Genomic DNA, 16,637 nt, shown 5'->3' on the forward strand with positions numbered 1-16,637 from the left:
CAGGCGCGTGCGCATAATCGCCGCGTCCACAGGGGAGTCAGGTCGTGTCCGCGTCTACGAGAACCGCTGCCGCGAATGCATCCGGCGGTGCCCGGCAGGGTTCTGCCGCGGCGCCCACCGGCGCGGCGCCGCGTGCGGAGTTCCCGCCGCCCCACTATTGGCGCCGCTGGTGCGCCGACGCGCCCGAGGCCGTGCTGCCGGCCGTCGAGGAAGCCCCGGCCGCCAATGACCCGCTGCCGCAGGTGCTGCCGCAGGGCGATGGCAGCGACGCGCCGTACCGGGTGCTGATCGTCGAGGACGACCCCAGCCAGGCCCTGTTCGCCGAAACGGTGCTGGCCGGCACCGGCATGCAGGCGCGGGTGGTGGGCATCAGCAGCGAGGTGATGGCGGCGATGGAGGCGTTCCGCCCCGACCTGGTCCTCACCGACCTGCACATGCCGGGCCTCAACGGCACCGAGATCACCACCATGATCCGCGCCAACCCCGGCTTCGCGCACACGCCGATCGTGTTCCTGACCGGCGATCCGGACCCGGAAACCCAGTTCGAGGTGCTGCAGGTCGGCGCCGACGACTTCCTCACCAAGCCGGTCCGGCCGCGGCACCTGATCGCGGCGGTGGAAAGCCGCGTGCGCCGCGCCCGCACGCTCGAGCGCCAGCGCAGCGGCGAGGGCCGGCACCCGGTGACCGGGCTGTACACGCGCACGGCGATGCTGCAGCGGCTCGGCGCGGCGATCCCGGAGCAGTCGCGCGGCGCGCTGTATTTCGTCGAGATCGAGAACACCACCGCACTGCGCGACCGCTTCGGCTACGTCGCGCTCGAGAGCGCGCTCACCGATACCGGGCGCCATGTCGGCCAGCTGGCCGGCGAACACCTGGTGTCGCGCCTGAACGACAACACCTTCGTGGTCTATGCCGCGGACCTGGACGGCCGTGCCCAGGACACATTCGCGCGCACGCTGCGCGACGGCGTCGGCCGGCATGAGGTGTCCATCGACGGCCAGGACCTGCGCCTGCGCGCACTGGTCGGCTACGCCTCACTGGAAGCCGACTTCGGCGACGCCAGCAGCGCGCTGGCCGCGGCCGAACAGGCGCTGCGCGAAGCGCGCCGGCTGCCGATCGGCATCGCCGCCCACCAGGCGCCGGAAACCGCGGCCGTGGAAGCCGACGCCGACCGCGTGGTGATGCTCCACGACGCACTCATGAACGACCGCTTCGAACTGGCCTTCCAGCCGATCGTCGCGGTCGCCGGCGGCGAGGAGGCGCAGTACCAGACGCTGCTGCGCGTGCGCGACCACGACGGCAACGTGCATACCGCCGCCGAGATCCTGCCGGCCGCAGAGGCGGCGGGCGTGCTGCACGAGATCGACCGCCGGGTGCTGGAACTGGCCATCGCGGTGCTCGACCAGCGCACCAGCGAGAACCGCCCGGTGCGGCTGTTCGTCAGCCAGTCGCCGCGTTCGCTGACCCGCGACGGCTACGCCGCGGCGCTGCTCGAAACGCTGTCCAGGACCCGGATCGACGGCCCGTCGCTGGTCATCGACGTGCGCCAGGACGAGGCGCTGGTGCATGCGGTGGCATTGCAGGAATTCTGCAACGCGATGGTGCCCGCCGGCGTGCAGCTGTGCCTGAGTCAGTACAGTGCCGGCGCCGAATCCGACGCCCTGCTCGCGCGCATGCCGCTGGGCTTCATGCGCCTGGCGGCGCGCTATTCCAGCCGGCTCGGCGAAGGTGCGGTGCGCGACGAGATGCGCGCGGCGATCGAACGCGCCCACCGGCTCGGGCTGCAGGTGATCGGCCAGCAGGTCGAGGATCCGCAGGCCGCGGCGACGCTGTGGATCAGCGGCGTCGACTACATCCAGGGCAACCTGGTGCAGCATGCGGCGGGCGGCCTCGACTTCGACTTCCAGAACTCGGTGCTATGACCGCCATCGTGACCCGCGCACGACCTTCCGCCGTGATGCTGCGCTGGCTGGCGCTGGGCGCCGCCGCGGGCGCCGCGCTGACCCTGTCGCTGGACACGCTCGGCCTCGACGGCCCATGGCAGGGCGTCGCCCTGGTGCTGGCGCTGTTGGCCGTGTTCGCCTCGATCGGCGTGTTCATCTCCAGCCGCCAGCGCGAGCGCGAGATCGAGGAGACCGAAATCCGCGCGCGTCGCGACGAGGCCGAACTGGGCGAACTGCAGCGCGAGCTCAACCGCCACACCCAGCTCGAGCAGCAGCTGCGCCAGGCCAAGCAGGCCGCGGAGTCGGCGATGATGGCCAAGGGTGAGTTCCTGGCCACGATGAGCCACGAGATCCGCACCCCGCTCAACGGCATCGTGCCGATGCTCGACCTGCTGATGCATGCGCAGCTCGCGCCCGACCACGCCGAGATGGTGCGCACCGCCTACACCTCGTCGCAGCAGATGCTGCGGATCGTCGACGACATCCTCGACTACTCCAAGCTCGAGGCCGACAAGCTGGTGCTCGAGTCCACCGGCTTCAACCTGCGCGAACTTCTCGAAGCGGTGATCCAGCTGATGGACCGTTCGGCGCAGAGCAAGGGCCTGCGGCTGTCGCTGAACATCGATCCCGGCGTGCGCCTGCCGGTGCGCGGCGACCCGGTGCGCCTGCGCCAGGTGCTGAGCAACCTGGTGAGCAACGCGGTGAAGTTCACCGACCGCGGCTCGATCACGATCAACGTGCGCCGGACCGGCGAGACCGCCGCCCAGCACCAGTTGCGCTTCGAGGTCCACGACACCGGCATCGGCATCGCGCCCGAGGCGCAGGGCCGGCTGTTCCAGGCCTTCAGCCAGGCCGACACGTCGACCACGCGACTGTACGGCGGCACCGGCCTGGGGCTGGCGATTTCCCGTCGCATCGTCGAGCTGATGACCGGCCGCATCGGGGTCGAGTCCGAACCCGGGCGGGGCGCCACGTTCTGGTTCGAGATTCCGCTGCTGAAGGTGCACGGCGACATGCCTGCAACCGACACCGCCGCCACCAGCGGTGGCCGCCTGCTGCTGCTCAGTGCCGACCCGCGCCTGCGCCTGCGCCTGTCGATGCTGCTGCCCAACTGGGGGCTGCGGGTGAGTTCGGTGGAAACCACGCAGGAGGCGCTCGATCGCCTGCGCACCGCCGCCAACCAGGGCAAGCCGTGGGCGTATTCGGTCGTGCTCGCCGACCTGGCCGGCATGCGCAACACCGCCGTGGCCCTGCATCGCAACATCAGCCGCAGCACGATCTACGGCAACCTGCGGCTGGTCTGCCTGTATGGCGAGGATCCGGTTGCCGACGAACTCCAGCACAACGTCACGCTGCTCAGCCGGCAGGCACCCGACGGCGACCTGCGCGCGGCGCTGACCAGCACGCGCCCTTCCGCCACGCCCGATACCCTGCAGCGCGAAGCTGCCGCCACCCCCGCAACCACCATGGTCACGAACAACGACGCCGCGACGCTGCGCAAGGCGCGAGTCCTCCTCGTCGAGGACAACCCGGTCAACCTGATGGTCGGCCAGCGCCTGCTCGGCGTGCTCGGCATCACCTGCGACACCGCCAGCAATGGCGAGGCGGCGCTGATGCGGATGTCGGCCTCGCGCTACGACCTGGTGCTGATGGACTGCCAGATGCCGGTGATGGATGGCTACACCGCCACCCAGCGCTGGCGCGAAAGCGAGGCCCTGGCCGCCGACGGCCGCCACCTGCCAATCGTGGCGATGACCGCCAACGCGATGGCTGGCGATCGCCAGAAGTGCCTCGACGCGGGCATGGACGACTACCTGCCCAAGCCGGTCACGCGCAGCGAACTCGAGCGCTGCCTGCACCACTGGTGGAACCCGCAGGTCGCGGCACTGGAAACCATGGAATCCCTGGAAGCAACGGAAGCCCAGGAAACCGGCGGCGGCGATACGGACATGCCGATGCCTGCCAATGACCCCGCGGACTTCCTCGCGGAAATCCCCATGGCCATGCCCGAGGATGCTCCGCTTGCCGCGGCGCCAGCGTCATTGCCGCCGCTGGTGACGAGCGTCGCTACTCCCGCATTGCCTCCATTCCCGATCGACCCGCCGGCGATACCGCTACCGCCGGCCGCGACGCTGGCTGCCGCGCCCCCCGTCGACCCACCCATCCCCGCAGCCGGGCTGGCATCGTCGCGGATCGCCCCGCCGCCACTGATCGACCTGGAGGTCCTGGACGAACTGCGCTCGATGCTCGGTGGCGAGGTCGACCGCCTGATCGACGTATTCCTCGAGGACACGCCGCGCCTGGTCGCGGCGCTGGAAACGGCGGCCAGCAGCGGACCCGACTACACCGCCCTGCGCGACGCCGCGCACTCGCTCAAATCGTCCAGCGCCAACCTCGGCGCGATGTCGCTGTCCGCCGCCGCCAAGCGCATCGAGATGGGCGCGCGCCAGCAGTCGCTGGACCGTCCCGCGGTGGCGGTGGCGCTGGTGGCCAACGAGTTCCAGCGCGCCAGGCAGCAACTGCGCGCAAGCCAGCGCAGCGAAGCCGATTCGATGTGAGGACAACCGGCGCGAAACCGGAAACAGCGCCCTAGGAGCCGCCTCAGCCACGAGTTCCTGGGCCTCATGCGAAAGGCCATCTTGCGGACGTCATCGAGCCGGGCGTCGGAACAAGCGCGCCGAAGGAAGGATCCATGTAGGAGCGGCTTCAGCCGCGAGCTTTCCCGACACCCCTCGAGGGAATCAAAAGCTCGCGGCTGAAGCCGCTCCTACAAAACATCGGCTGAAACGGGGCGTCCCCACCCCTTCCTGCCACCGCACCGCGATCAGTCGTCGCCGTCGATCTTGGTTTGCAGGTAGTTCTGCTCGCCGATCCGCGCAATCAGCGCAAGCTGGGTTTCCAGCCAGTCGACGTGTTCTTCCTCGGACTTGAGGATGTCGGTGAACAGCCTGCGGCTGACGAAGTCCCCGACCTGCTCGCAATGCGCGATCGCGGCCTTGAGCGGCGGGATCGCCTCCATCTCCAGCGCGAGGTCGCACTCGAGGACTTCCTTCGGGTTCTCGCCGATCTTGAGCTTGCCCAGCGCCTGGAAATTCGGCAGCCCGTCGAGGAACAGGATCCGTTCGGCGAGCATGTCGGCATGCTTCATCTCGTCGATCGATTCCTCGTACTCGTGCTTCGCGAGTTCGTGCAGGCCCCAGTTCTTCAGCATCTTGGCGTGCAGGAAGTACTGGTTGATCGCGGTCAGCTCGTTGTAGAGCGCCTCGTTGAGGAACTTGATGACCTGTGCGTCGCCTTGCATGGCACGTCTCCGTGGCTCGTGACGGCGTCACTCTAGCGCCATCGCAATGACGATGACGAAACGCGAATCGTATGCATCACGGCGCCGGGAAACGGCGCGGCGGAAAGCCTTCAGGCGGCGCGGCGGACGCCCGGAAAGTCGACGAGGTTGTCGCGCGGCGCCTGCAGCTCGGCACGCGCCTGTTCGAGCGTTTCGGTGGCGGTCCCGACGCAGCTGCCGCAGCAGGCGCCACAGCCGGTGCGCATGGTGAGTTCGGCCATGCCGCAGCACCCGGCCTTCACGGCCTGGCGGATGTCGCTGTCGGTCACGCCATTGCAGATGCACACGTACATGGGACTGGAAACGCCACCGTTGCGGGAGAACGGTCGCATTGTCGCCGTGAATGAGAATGATTGTCAATCATGTACGAGGTGCGCTTTTCCGCCGCCCGTCCTACCCGCCCCGGCCACGCTGCCCGGACTGGCGACGCACCGGCGGCCGCGGCCAGGCCTCCGGACGCGGGGGCGGGATCGCGCGCTGCCCTGCAATCTGGCGAGCGAACGGCGCCAGGTGGCGCAGTGCACTGGCATAGACGCCGCGCTTGAAGGTCACCACGTGCTCCAGCGGGTACCAGAAGTCGACCCAGCGCCAGTGGTCGAATTCCGGCTTGTCGGTGCCGTCCAGGCACAGGTCGCCCTCGCTGCCGGTGAACTGCAGTAGGAACCAGACCTGCTTCTGGCCGATACACACCAGCTTGTCGTTGCGGCGGATCGCGCGCTGCGGCAGGCGGTAGCGCAGCCAGCCCGGCGTCACCCCGAGCACGGCCACGTGGTCCGCCCGCAGGCCGGTTTCCTCCTCCAGCTCGCGGTACATCGCCTCCAGCGGCGTCTCGTCGGTGTTCATCCCGCCCTGCGGGAACTGCCAGCCGTCACGCCGCACGCGCCGCGCCCAGAAGACGCGACCATCGGGATGCATCAACACGATGCCGACATTGGGCCGGTAACCGTCCGGATCGATCACGATGCGGACTCCAAATTCACTGTGCCCGACTCTGCCATGGCCGCGCCGGGCCGACAAGCGGCCGGGCCATGAATTGACGCCGCGCCCCGGCGCAGGAATAATTCGCGGTTCGGCGCGGCCATGCAGCCCAGCTGGCTGGAGCAGCGTTTACCGGGGTCATCCCTGTAGAATCCGAAAAATTGGCTATGTAGCTCAGACGGTTAGAGCGCGAGACTCATAATCCCGAGGTCGGTGGTTCGATTCCACCCATAGCCACCATCGCGCCCAGACCCAACCCCGCGGATTTGCGGGGTTTTTCGTCCCTGGCTTCGCCGGACCGGCTTCATCCGGCTGCGGCGGCAACGGCATCCGGAGTGTCATGGACATCTTCAAGACCTTCACCATCGAGGCCGCGCACCGGCTGCCGAACGTACCGCCCGGACACAAGTGCGCGCGACTGCACGGGCATTCGTTCATGGTCGAGCTGCATGTGTCCGGGGAGCTCGGCGCCGACAGCGGCTGGGTGATGGACTTCGGCGACATCAAGGCCGCCTTCCGGCCGCTGTACGAGCAGCTCGACCACCATTACCTCAACGAGATCGAGGGGCTCGACAACCCGACCAGCGAGCGGCTGGCGATCTGGATCTGGGAGCGGCTCAAGCCGGCCTTGCCGCAGCTGGGCGAAGTGGTGGTGCGCGAGACATGCACCTCCGGCTGCCGCTATCGCGGCCCTTAAGGGCCCCCGCTCACCGTCTCCTCCGACTTCGCCAGGCAGGCCTGCTGTCCGGCGGGCAACCTCATGGAAGCGGCCATGATCGCTTCCACAGGCCGCCCCCTGGCCGGAAGATGAACAGACCACGTATTGATGTTGCAATGCAACATATCCAGGGTTATGCTGCACCGCACAAATACCGGCAATCCCTGTCGGACATCTAGCAGGAACCCGCCATGTACCAGGATTTCAACCAGCAGTTCGCCGCTGCGTCGCGCCAGTTCGCCGACACCGCCGCCCAGGTCAACCGCCTGGCCCTCGAGAACGCCGAGAAGGTCTTCGGCCTGCAGCTCGCCACCTTCGAAGAGAACGCCAATGCCGCGTTCGCTTTCTGGGGCGAAGTCGCCGAGGCGCGTGATTTCGACGGTCTGAAGGCCGTGTTGCCGAAGGGCGTGCAGGTCGCGCGCGAGAACGTCGAGCGCGCCGTCAGCACCGGCCAGGAAGCGTTCGGCCGCACCCTGAAGACCAATGAAGCCATCGCCCAGATCGCCAAGGCCCAGGTCGAGTCGGCCAGCGCCAAGGTCCAGGCCAAGGCCGAGGAAGCCGTCAAGGGCGCCACCAAGTCGCGCAAGTAATTCAGCTCCAAACGGCCGGGCAACCGGCTACGCGGTCTCTCTCCCGCGTCGGAAGCCCGGCAACGCCAGTTGCCGGGTTTTTTTGTGCCCGTGCGCGACTACATGCCCCTATTGGGAGCGGCTTCAGCCGCGAGCTTTCGCCGTTGCCCCTCCCCCTGCGAAGGCAGGGGGAGGTTGGGTGGGGGTGCCCGCCGTTGGTACTGCAAAAGGCACCCCTCCCCAACCCTCCCCTGCCTTCGCAGGGGAGGGAGCCAAAGCTCGCGGCTGAAGCCGCTCCTACAAGGGCGGGATTCCGCCCGCTTCGCGCCTCAGCCGCGCGGCGGCGCATCCACGAGCTCGACGAACGCCTGCAGCGCCGGCGCGCGTGGGCGGTTGGCCAGTTCCAGCCGGTAGAGCGGGCGCAGGATGTCGGCGTCGCCGGCCAGGCGCAGGATGCGGACGCGCTGCATCGCCACCAGGTCCCGCACCACGATCGCCGGCAGCAGGGCGACGCCCGCCCCTGCCGCAACCGCGTGCGCGATCGCCTCGTTGCTGCCCAGTTCGATCAGCCGCGCCGGCTTGATGCCGCGCGAACGCAGCAGGCGCTGCGCGACTTGCCGCGTCCCGGATCCGGCCTCGCGCAGCAGCCACGGCTGCCGCGCCAGTTCGGCCACCGATGCACGCCGCTTCGCGCCGAGCTTTGCATCGGCGGCGACCACGACCTGCAGCGGCTCGTCGCGCCAGGATGCGGCGACGATGCCGGGATCGTCGACCACGCCCTCGACGAAGGCCACGTCGATGCGGCCCTCTGCGATGGCATGACCGATGCCGGCCGTGTTGCCGACCAGCAACTCGAACTCCACCCCCGGAAAGCGCTGCACGAACGCCGCCACGTGCGGCGGCAGCCAGTAACCGGCGACCGTGGTGCTGGCGCCCACGCGCAGCGACCCCTTGCGCAGGTCGACGCGATCGCGGACGTCCGCGATCGCCGCGCGTTCCATGGCGAAGATCGCGCGTGCGTGCTGGTGCAGCGACTGGCCGTGGTCGGTGAGCACCACGCCGCGGCTGCGTGCGGCGCCACGTTCGACCAGCGGCAGCCCGAGCTGGTGTTCGAGTTCTCGCACCGCCTTCGACACTGCCGGCTGGCTGACGTGCAGCGCCTCGGCGGCGCGCGAGAAGCCCTGGTGCTCGACCACGGCCATGAACATGCGCAGCAGGTGCAGATTCATCGATAACTAGAATTTATCGAATTGTGAATTATATGTACTGGATTCATTCCAGGTGCACGCCTAGCCTGCCGGCACCTCCACGAACCTCCCACGCCGATGCACGCCGCTGCCGATACGCCACCGTTCCATGCCCGCCTCCAGCGCTATGCGGGCCTGTGGCCGGGGCTGGCGCTGGCGGCCGCGGTCGCGGGCGCCGGCATGCTCGCCGCTCAGCTGCCCGCCCTGCAGGCGCTGGGGCTGAGCGCGCTGACGCTGGCAATCGTGTTCGGGATCGCGGTCGGCAATACGGTCTTCCCGGCGATCGCCGCGCGCAGCGGCGCCGGGGTCGATTTCGCCAAGGGCATGCTGCTGCGCACCGGCATCGTGCTGTACGGCTTCCGCGTCACTTTCCAGGACATCGCCGGGGTCGGCGTGGAAGGCGTGCTGATCGCGGTAGCCATGGTCGGCCTGGTGTTCGGGTTGGCGGTGCTGCTGGGCACGCGGGTGTTCAAGCTCGACCGCGAGACCGCGATGCTGATCGGCGCCGGCAGCGCGATCTGCGGCGCGGCCGCGGTGATGGCCACCGAGCCGGTGGTCCGTGGACAGGCGCACAAGGTGTCGGTGGCCGTGGCCACCGTGGTGGTGTTCGGCACGCTGGGGATGTTCCTGTATCCGTGGCTGTATCCGCATCTCGGCCTCGGCGAGCATGCGTTCGGCGTGTATGCGGGTTCGACGATCCACGAAGTGGCCCAAGTGGTGGTCGCCGGCCGGGCGGTGGGCGAAGTTGCCGGCTCCGCTGCGGTGATCGAGAAGATGCTGCGGGTGATGCTGCTGGCGCCGTTCCTGTTGCTGCTGTCGGCGCGCCTGTCCCGCGAGGCCAGCGACGGCACCGGCCGCAAGGCGGGCATCGTGATCCCGTGGTTCGCGGTGCTGTTCGTCGCCGTCGCCGGGCTCAATTCGTTGCAGCTGCTGCCGGCGGCGTGGGTCGACATGCTGGTGCAGGTCGACACCGTCCTGCTCGCGATGGCGATGGCCGCACTCGGGCTGCGCACCCATGTCGGTGCGATCCGCCAGGCCGGGTTCCGGCCGCTGCTGCTGGCCAGTGCGCTGTTCGTGTTCCTGCTGGTCGGCGGCTATGCGGTGAACGTCGGCATCGGCGCATTGTTCGGCGCCACCGGCTAGCACCGGCATCCGAAACAAAAAGGAGGCCGCGTTTCCGCGGCCTCCTCCTGGTCACTTCACTGCCATCACTGTTCGTGCGCGATGGCCGGCTTCTCGTCGAGCTTGTCGCCCAGCAGCCTGCGCACCACCACGTAGAACACCGGGATCAGCAGCAGCCCGAGGAACGTGGCGAACAGCATGCCGCCGATCACGCCGGTGCCGATCGCGTGGCGCGCATTGGCGCCGGCGCCGGACGAGACGGCCATCGGCATCACGCCCATGATGAAGGCGAACGAGGTCATCAGGATCGGGCGGAAGCGCAGCTTGGCCGCCTCGATGACCGCCTCGCCCAGAGGCTTGCCGAGCTGGCGCTGCTCGATCGCGAACTCGATGATCAGGATCGCGTTCTTCGCCGCCAGGCCGATGACCGTGATCAGGCCGATCTTGAAGTAGATGTCGTTCGGCAAGCCGCGCAGCAGCGACAGCGACACCGCGCCGAGCACGCCCAGCGGCACCACCAGCAGCACTGCAACCGGCACCGACCAGCTTTCGTACAGCGCCGCCAGGCACAGGAACACCACCAGGATCGACAGCACCATCAGCATCGTCGCCTGGTTGCCGGACAGGATTTCCTGGTAGGACTGGCCGGTCCAGTCGTAGCCGAAGCCGTCCGGAAGATCCTGCTCGACGATGTTCTGCATCGCGCTCATCGCCTCGCCGGAGCTGTGGCCGGGCGCCTGCGAGCCGACGATCTCCACCGCGGCATAGCCGTTGTAGCGGCTCAGCGACGGCGGTGCCGTGGTCCAGTGGCTCTGGACCACGTTCGAGATCGGGATCATCCCGGCCGGACTTCCGTCGGCGGCCGTGCCCGGTGCCGGGGTATAGAACCGCGACAGCGACTCGGGACCTGTGCGGTAGTCGCGGTCGGCCTGCATGGTCACGCGCTTGACGCGGCCGCCATCGGTGAAGTCGTTCACGTACACCGGCGCCAGCATCAGGCTGATGGCGTTGTAGATGTCGGTGACCGACAGCCCCATCGCCTGGGCCTGGGTGCGGTCGACGTCGAGCTTGAGCTGCGGCGCATCGGCCAGCGTGTTCGGGCGCACCGCGGTCAGCGCGGGATCCTGCGACGCCTTGCCCAGCAGGGTGCCCATCGCCTGCCCGAGCGCGGCGCGTCCGTTGCCGCCGCGGTCCTGCAGGTACATGTCGAAGCCGCCGAACTGGCCCAGCCCGTTCACCGTCGGCAGGTTGATCACGAAGATCTGCGCGTCGCGGATGCCGAACAGTGCTCCGTTGGCCTGCTGGATGAACTCGGTGGCGGTGATGTCGCGCTCGTCCCAGGGCTTGAGCTTGACGAACGCCATGCCGACGTTCTCGCCCTGGCCGACGAAGCTGAAGCCGGCCACCTGCATCATGCCCTCGTAGCCGTCCATCTTCTCCAGCGTGCCGCGCACCTGCTCGAACACGCGCTTGGTGCGATTGAGCGTGGCACCCGGCGGCAGCTGCACGATTGCCAGCGCGTAGCCCTGGTCTTCCTCGGGCAGGAAGCTGCCCGGCATGCGCGTGAACAGGAAGCCGCACAGCAGCGCCAGCCCGGCGAACACGATCATCCAGCGTGGCGCATGCCGCACCGCGCTGGTGATGTGGCCGACATAGGTGCCGGCAACCTTGTCGTAGACCTTGTTGAAGCCGCGGAAGATGAAGTTGCGCTTCTCGTGGTCGTCGGTGGCCTTGAGCATCGACGCGCACAGCGCCGGGGTGAAGCCCAGCGCGAGGAACGCCGAGAAGCCCATCGCCATGGCGATGGTGATCGCGAACTGCTTGTAGATCTCGCCGGCGCTGCCGGCCTGGAACGCGCTGGGCACGAACACCGCCGCCAGCACCACGGTGATCGCCACCACCGCGCCGGTGATCTGGCCCATGGCCTTGACCGTGGCGTCCTTCGGCGAAAGCCCCTCCTCGGTCATGATCCGCTCGACGTTCTCGATCACCACGATCGCGTCGTCGACCACGATGCCGATCGCCAGCACCATGCCGAACAGACTGAGCTGGTTGATCGTGAACCCGATCATCCACATGCCGAGGAACGTGCCCATCAGCGCAACCGGGATCACCAGCGTCGGGATGATCGTTGCGCGCAGGTTCTGCAGGAAGATCAGCATCACCAGGAACACCAGCACGACCGCCTCGAACAGGGTCTTGACGACCTCCTCGATCGAGATCTTCACGAACGTCGAGCTGTCGTACGGCGAGAACCAGGTCACGCCCGGCGGAAAGGTCGCCTGCAGCTCGTCCATGCGGTCGCGCACCGCCTCGGCCACGCCCAGCGCATTGGCGCCTGGCGCCAGCTGCACGGCAAAGCCGGAGGCCGGGGTACCGCTCCACTGCAGGTCGAACCCGTAGGCCGACGCACCCTTCTCCACGCGCGCCACGTCCTTCAGCCGGACGGTGGTGCCGTCGCGATCGGCGCGCAGGATGATGTTGCCGAACTGCTCGGCGGTGCTGTAGCGGCCCTCGGCCGACACCGTGGCGGTGAAGGCCTGGCCTTCGGGCGAAGGCTCGGCGCCGACCGAGCCGGCGGCGAACTGCACGTTCTGCCCGCGCACCGCCGCCAGCACCTGACTGGCGGACAGGCCGTAACCCTGCAGCTTGTCCGGGTTGAGCCAGATGTTCATCGCGTACTCGCCGCCGAACAGCTGGGTGCTGCCGACGCCGGGCGTGCGCGAGATCTGGTCGAGCACGCGCGCCGCGATCAGGTCGGCCAGCGCGTCCTTGTCGTAGGTCGGATTGGTCGAACGCAGCGCCGCGACCATCAGGAAGCCGGGGTTGGCCTTGGCCACCACCACGCCCTGCTGGACGACTTCCGACGGCAACCGTGGGGTCGCCAGCGCGACCTTGTTCTGCACCTGCACCTGGGCGATGTCGGGGTCGGTGCCGGGCTTGAACGTGAGCGTGATCGACGCGCCACCGCTCGAGCTCGACGAGGAGCTGAAATAATCGAGGTTGTCGATGCCGGTCATCTGCTGCTCGATGACCTGGGTGACCGTGCTCTCGGTGGTCTCGGCGCTCGCGCCGGGATAGGACGCCGACACCGTGACCTGCGGCGGCGCGATGTTCGGATACGACTCGATGCCGAGGCCATTGATCGCGAGCACGCCACCAAGCGTGATCAGGATCGCGATGACCCAGGCGAAGACCGGGTGGTTGATGAAGAAACGAGACATGGCCGGTCAGTCCTTCTTCGCCGCGTCGCCATCCTGCTGCTTGCCTTCGGCGGGCTTGCCGTCCGCAGGCTTGGCGTCAGCCGGCTTGCCCGCGGCGGCGGGCTGCGCGCCCGGCGGCTGCCACGGCGACGCCTTCGCGGGCTGCCCGGGCTGGGCCTTCTGCAAGCCCGAGGCGATCACCTGCTCACCGCCGGCCAGGCCCTTGGTCACGATCCAGTCGCTGCCCTGGGCACGATCGGCGACGATGTCCTTGCGCGCGACCTTGCCGTCCTGCCCGACCACCAGCACGTAGGCGCCCTGGGCATCACGCTGTACCGCGGCCTGCGGGATCAGGAACGCGTTCGACACCTCGCCCAGCGTCACCTGCAGGGTGACGTAGGTGCCGGGCAGCAGGTGCTTGTCGGGGTTGGGCAGGCGCGCGCGCAGCGCCACCGAGCCGGTGGCCGGGTCGACCACGTCGCCGGAGAAATCCAGCACGCCGGCATGCGCATACGGCGTGCCGTCGGGCAGCAGCACCTGCACGCCGGACTCGCCGCCGGACTGCAGGCGCCGCACCTGCTCGAACTCGGACACGCTCATCGAGAAGTTCACGTACAGCGGTTCGATCTGGTCGACCGTGGTCAGCAGCGTCGCCGCGCCCTCGCCGACCAGCGCACCCTCGGTGACCTGCTGCTTGCCGGCACGGCCGTCGATCGGCGAGCGCACGGTGGCGTAGCCGAGGTTGATCTGCGCGCTGTCGACCGAAGCCTTGGCGGCCTGGACCGCGGCGGCCGAGCTGCGTTCGCTGGCCAGCGCGTTGTCGTAGTCGGACTTGGAGATGAACTTCTGCGGCAGCAGCTGGCGGGCGCGGTCGGCGTTGGCCTTGGCGTTGGCGTAGCTGGCCTGCGCCTGGGCCAGCGAACCCTGCGCCTGGCCGAGCGCGGCGCGCAGCGGCGCCGGATCGATCAGGAACAGCACCTCGCCCTTGCGCACGTCGCTGCCTTCCTCGTACACGCGCTTCTGGACCACGCCGGGCACCCGCGCACGCACGTCGGCGCTGCGGAACGGCGCCAGCCGGCCGACCATTTCCTGCTGCAGCGGCACGCTGCTCTTCTTCGCGACGATCACGCCAACGTCGGGCGGCGGCATCGCGCCTCCGGCACCGGGGCTGGCTTCGCCACCCTTTCCGCAGGCGGACAGCAGGAGGATCGCGCCGGCGACGGCCAGCGTACGGATGTGCATCGTCATGGGTGGGGGCTCCGGGGGCTCGGGCGTGCCGACAGAAGGGATCTAGAAACGGCAATTCCTATACCCGCCAGTCTAGCATCCGGCCCCGGCCGTCCAACGTGCCGGAAGTCAGGAATTTCAGCCGGCCATCAGCTCGGCTGTGCACAACTCCCCGGCCAGCGCCGCCGGGTCCGACGCCGGGTTCCAGCGCAGGCGCCCGAGGCAGGGTGCAGGCAGGCGCCGGCACAGGGCATCGAAATTGTCGTCGCGACACGCCATGTCCGGATCGACTTCGCTGGCGATCCAGCCGGCCAGCCGGACGCCATCGCCGACGATCGCGCGCGCGCTGAGCCGGGCGTGGTTGAGGCAGCCCAGGCGCATCCCGACCACCAGCACCACCGGCAGGTCCAGCGCGCGCACCAGGTCGACCTGGTCAATCGTCGCGGTCAGCGGCGCCAGCCAGCCACCGACGCCTTCGACCAGGACGAAATCCGCCTGCGCGGCCAGTCGCGCGTTCGCAGCCAGGATCGGCGCCATGTCCACTTCGACGCCGGCATCGCGCGCCGCGAACTCCGGCGCCAGCGGCAGCGGCAGCGCGAACGGATTGACGTCGTCGTAGGCCGGGCGCGGATCGCTGGCGGCCTGCAGCGCCAGGGCGTCGTCGTTGCGCCAGCGGCCCGCATCATCGCGGGTACAACCGCTGGCCAGAGGTTTCATCCCCACCGCGCGCAGGCCTTGGGCGCGCAGCGCATGCAGCAGCGCCGCGCTGGCGGTGGTCTTGCCGGCGCCGGTGTCGGTGCCGGTGATGAAAACGCCGGGCGCGTTCATGCGCCCATGCCTCGCGCGGACGCGGTGCCGCTGGCCACGGTCGCGGCAATCGCCGCGCCGGTGCGCGGCGCCGAAGAAAATGCCGTCGCTGCTAGACTGCTGCACATGTTCACGCCCAACAGTCTAAGCGGCGACAAGCCGGAACAGTACGCGCAGCTCGCCCAGCAGGCACAGGCGCTGGTGGCCGGCGAGCACGACCGCATCGCCAACGCGGCGAACCTGTCGGCGCTCGTCTATCACGCATTGCCGCGGCTCAACTGGGTCGGTTTCTATTTCTTCGACGGCAACGAACTGGTCGTCGGGCCGTTCCAGGGCCTGCCAGCGTGCATCCGCATCCCGCTCGACAAGGGCGTGTGCGGCGCGGCGGCGCGCAGCGGGCAGACCCAGCGCGTGCCCGACGTCGACGCCTTCGACGGCCATGTCGCCTGCGACTCGGCCTCGCGCTCGGAACTGGTGGTCCCGTTGTTCCGCAACGACGCCCTGGTGGGCGTGTTCGACCTCGACAGTCCGGATCTGGACCGTTTCGACGTTACAGACCAGAGGGGAATCGAAGAACTCGCACGCATCTTCGTGCGATCACTGGGGTAGCAAATTGATGAAGCTGCGCTTGATCGGGCGGGACACCGCCACACCCACGCGGCATGGCCACGGATTTCCATGCAGGTCGATCCATCACGCCGTCGCGCCACGCACGGGTGCAAGTCCGTGAGCACGCCGCCGCTGAAGATGCGCAACATCGGCCCGAAAAGCGCGGCGTGGCTGCGCCAGGTGGGATTGCGCACGCCCGAGGACCTCGCTGCCGCGGGCCCGGTGGAAGCCTTCATGCGCGTCAAGCGCGCCGGCTTCAAGCCCAGCCTCAACCTGCTGTACTCGCTGGAAGGCGCGCTGTGCGACTGCCACTGGCAGGAAGTGCCCGACGAACGCCGCACGCAACTGGTGGAACAGGCCGAAGCCGCGATCGCGCTGCTGCCGCCGCCGCGCAACCGCCCGGCCGCCGCGCCGGTGACCACGACGATGATGCAGGAAGACGATCCGATGCCGTCGCCACGGCTGTTCGACGAGACCGACGACTGACCGCAAAGGTTCGCCCGTACACGCCCTTGCAGGAGCGGCGGAAGCTGCCGCCACAAGATCGTCCTCCCCACGCGGCGACCCGCCTGCACGCCATGGCGTACAATCGCCCCGCTTCGCGGTGACCCGGCGGCATTGCGCCAACGGGTTGAAACGGGAAGCCGGTGAAGTCCGCCGCGCGCCGCGCAAGCAACGCGCCACGACCATTCCGGCACTGCCCCCGCAACGGTAAGCGAGTCGCGCCAACGCATCCGCCACTGTCCAGGCAGGCCCATCGGCCTGCGGGCCTCCACACCGGGGCCGCACGGGAAGGCGCCGCGGCCGGAGTCCACGACTTCAACTCGCCAGTCCGGAGACCGGCCACGGAGCAAGGGTCCATCGACCCTGTCCG

Annotated in this window: 13 protein-coding genes, 1 tRNA gene, 1 pseudogene and 1 riboswitch; of the genes and pseudogenes, 8 read left to right on the forward strand and 7 right to left on the reverse strand. The window is 68.8% G+C overall.

Annotated features, from left to right (window positions below):
* Window positions 1-44: 44 nt before the first annotated feature.
* Window positions 45-1,922 carry an EAL domain-containing response regulator gene (locus tag ACTJIL_RS11015; RefSeq protein ID WP_440755554.1) on the forward strand — a complete coding sequence of 626 codons (1,878 nt, stop codon included), beginning with the start codon at window positions 45-47 and terminating at the stop codon, window positions 1,920-1,922.
* A complete protein-coding gene (locus ACTJIL_RS11020; RefSeq protein WP_440755555.1) occupies window positions 1,919-4,501 on the forward strand; it encodes an ATP-binding protein in 2,583 nt (860 codons plus the stop codon). The genes ACTJIL_RS11015 and ACTJIL_RS11020 overlap by 4 nt, the downstream gene beginning before the upstream one ends.
* A 266-nt stretch (window positions 4,502-4,767) precedes the next feature.
* Here ACTJIL_RS11020 and bfr read toward each other — a convergent pair whose 3' ends face one another.
* From bfr to ACTJIL_RS11035, 3 genes and pseudogenes are all read right to left on the reverse strand, one after another.
* Window positions 4,768-5,244: a bacterioferritin gene (gene bfr / locus ACTJIL_RS11025; RefSeq protein WP_027079010.1), complete on the reverse strand. Its 477-nt coding sequence runs from the start codon at window positions 5,242-5,244 to the stop codon at window positions 4,768-4,770.
* Between the two features lie 110 nt (window positions 5,245-5,354).
* Complete coding sequence (locus ACTJIL_RS11030) at window positions 5,355-5,576, reverse strand: (2Fe-2S)-binding protein (RefSeq protein WP_440755906.1); 222 nt, start codon at window positions 5,574-5,576, stop codon at window positions 5,355-5,357.
* A gap of 151 nt (window positions 5,577-5,727) precedes the next feature.
* Window positions 5,728-6,243, reverse strand: a pseudogene (locus ACTJIL_RS11035) (RNA pyrophosphohydrolase); the annotation flags it as partial.
* A gap of 181 nt (window positions 6,244-6,424) precedes the next feature.
* Between ACTJIL_RS11035 and ACTJIL_RS11040 the strand changes: the two are divergent.
* The 3 genes from ACTJIL_RS11040 (at window position 6,425) to ACTJIL_RS11050 (ending at window position 7,569) form a co-directional block, all read left to right on the forward strand.
* Window positions 6,425-6,501, forward strand: a tRNA-Met gene (locus tag ACTJIL_RS11040).
* 100 nt (window positions 6,502-6,601) lie between these two features.
* Entirely contained in the window at window positions 6,602-6,958 is a 357-nt protein-coding gene (queD, locus tag ACTJIL_RS11045) for a 6-carboxytetrahydropterin synthase QueD (protein ID WP_440755556.1), read from the forward strand.
* A gap of 212 nt (window positions 6,959-7,170) precedes the next feature.
* The gene (locus ACTJIL_RS11050; RefSeq protein ID WP_440755557.1) at window positions 7,171-7,569 is read left to right on the forward strand and encodes a phasin family protein; all 399 of its coding nucleotides are present in this window, start codon (window positions 7,171-7,173) and stop codon (window positions 7,567-7,569) included.
* A 308-nt stretch (window positions 7,570-7,877) separates the two neighbouring features.
* On the opposite strand, the gene ACTJIL_RS11055 is transcribed toward ACTJIL_RS11050, so the two are convergent.
* Window positions 7,878-8,777: a LysR substrate-binding domain-containing protein gene (locus ACTJIL_RS11055; protein ID WP_440755558.1), complete on the reverse strand. Its 900-nt coding sequence runs from the start codon at window positions 8,775-8,777 to the stop codon at window positions 7,878-7,880.
* Between the two features lie 96 nt (window positions 8,778-8,873).
* On the opposite strand from ACTJIL_RS11055, the gene ACTJIL_RS11060 reads away from it, so the two are divergent.
* Complete coding sequence (locus ACTJIL_RS11060; protein WP_440755559.1) at window positions 8,874-9,938, forward strand: YeiH family protein; 1,065 nt, start codon at window positions 8,874-8,876, stop codon at window positions 9,936-9,938.
* 65 nt (window positions 9,939-10,003) lie between these two features.
* Here ACTJIL_RS11060 and ACTJIL_RS11065 read toward each other — a convergent pair whose 3' ends face one another.
* From ACTJIL_RS11065 to bioD, 3 genes are all read right to left on the reverse strand, one after another.
* Window positions 10,004-13,141, reverse strand: coding sequence for a multidrug efflux RND transporter permease subunit (locus ACTJIL_RS11065; RefSeq protein WP_440755560.1), 3,138 nt, complete (start codon window positions 13,139-13,141; stop codon window positions 10,004-10,006).
* A gap of 6 nt (window positions 13,142-13,147) precedes the next feature.
* Window positions 13,148-14,368 (reverse strand): efflux RND transporter periplasmic adaptor subunit, encoded by a 1,221-nt coding sequence (locus tag ACTJIL_RS11070; RefSeq protein WP_440755561.1) that lies wholly within the window; start codon window positions 14,366-14,368, stop codon window positions 13,148-13,150.
* A 117-nt stretch (window positions 14,369-14,485) separates the two neighbouring features.
* A complete protein-coding gene (gene bioD, locus ACTJIL_RS11075; protein ID WP_440755562.1) occupies window positions 14,486-15,175 on the reverse strand; it encodes a dethiobiotin synthase in 690 nt (229 codons plus the stop codon).
* A gap of 105 nt (window positions 15,176-15,280) precedes the next feature.
* On the opposite strand from bioD, the gene ACTJIL_RS11080 reads away from it, so the two are divergent.
* Together ACTJIL_RS11080 and ACTJIL_RS11085 are read left to right on the forward strand one after the other, a co-directional pair.
* Window positions 15,281-15,763, forward strand: a complete 483-nt coding sequence (locus ACTJIL_RS11080) for a GAF domain-containing protein (protein ID WP_440755907.1) — start codon at window positions 15,281-15,283, stop codon at window positions 15,761-15,763.
* A 138-nt stretch (window positions 15,764-15,901) separates the two neighbouring features.
* On the forward strand, window positions 15,902-16,249 hold the full coding sequence (locus ACTJIL_RS11085; RefSeq protein ID WP_440755908.1) for a TfoX/Sxy family protein: 348 nt from the start codon (window positions 15,902-15,904) through the stop codon (window positions 16,247-16,249).
* A 99-nt stretch (window positions 16,250-16,348) separates the two neighbouring features.
* A riboswitch (cobalamin riboswitch) is annotated at window positions 16,349-16,625 on the forward strand.
* Window positions 16,626-16,637 lie beyond the last annotated feature (12 nt).

Origin of the sequence: Luteimonas sp. 22616, from assembly GCF_052044325.1 — a bacterium.
In the GTDB taxonomy this organism is placed as follows: Bacteria; Pseudomonadota; Gammaproteobacteria; order Xanthomonadales; family Xanthomonadaceae; genus Luteimonas.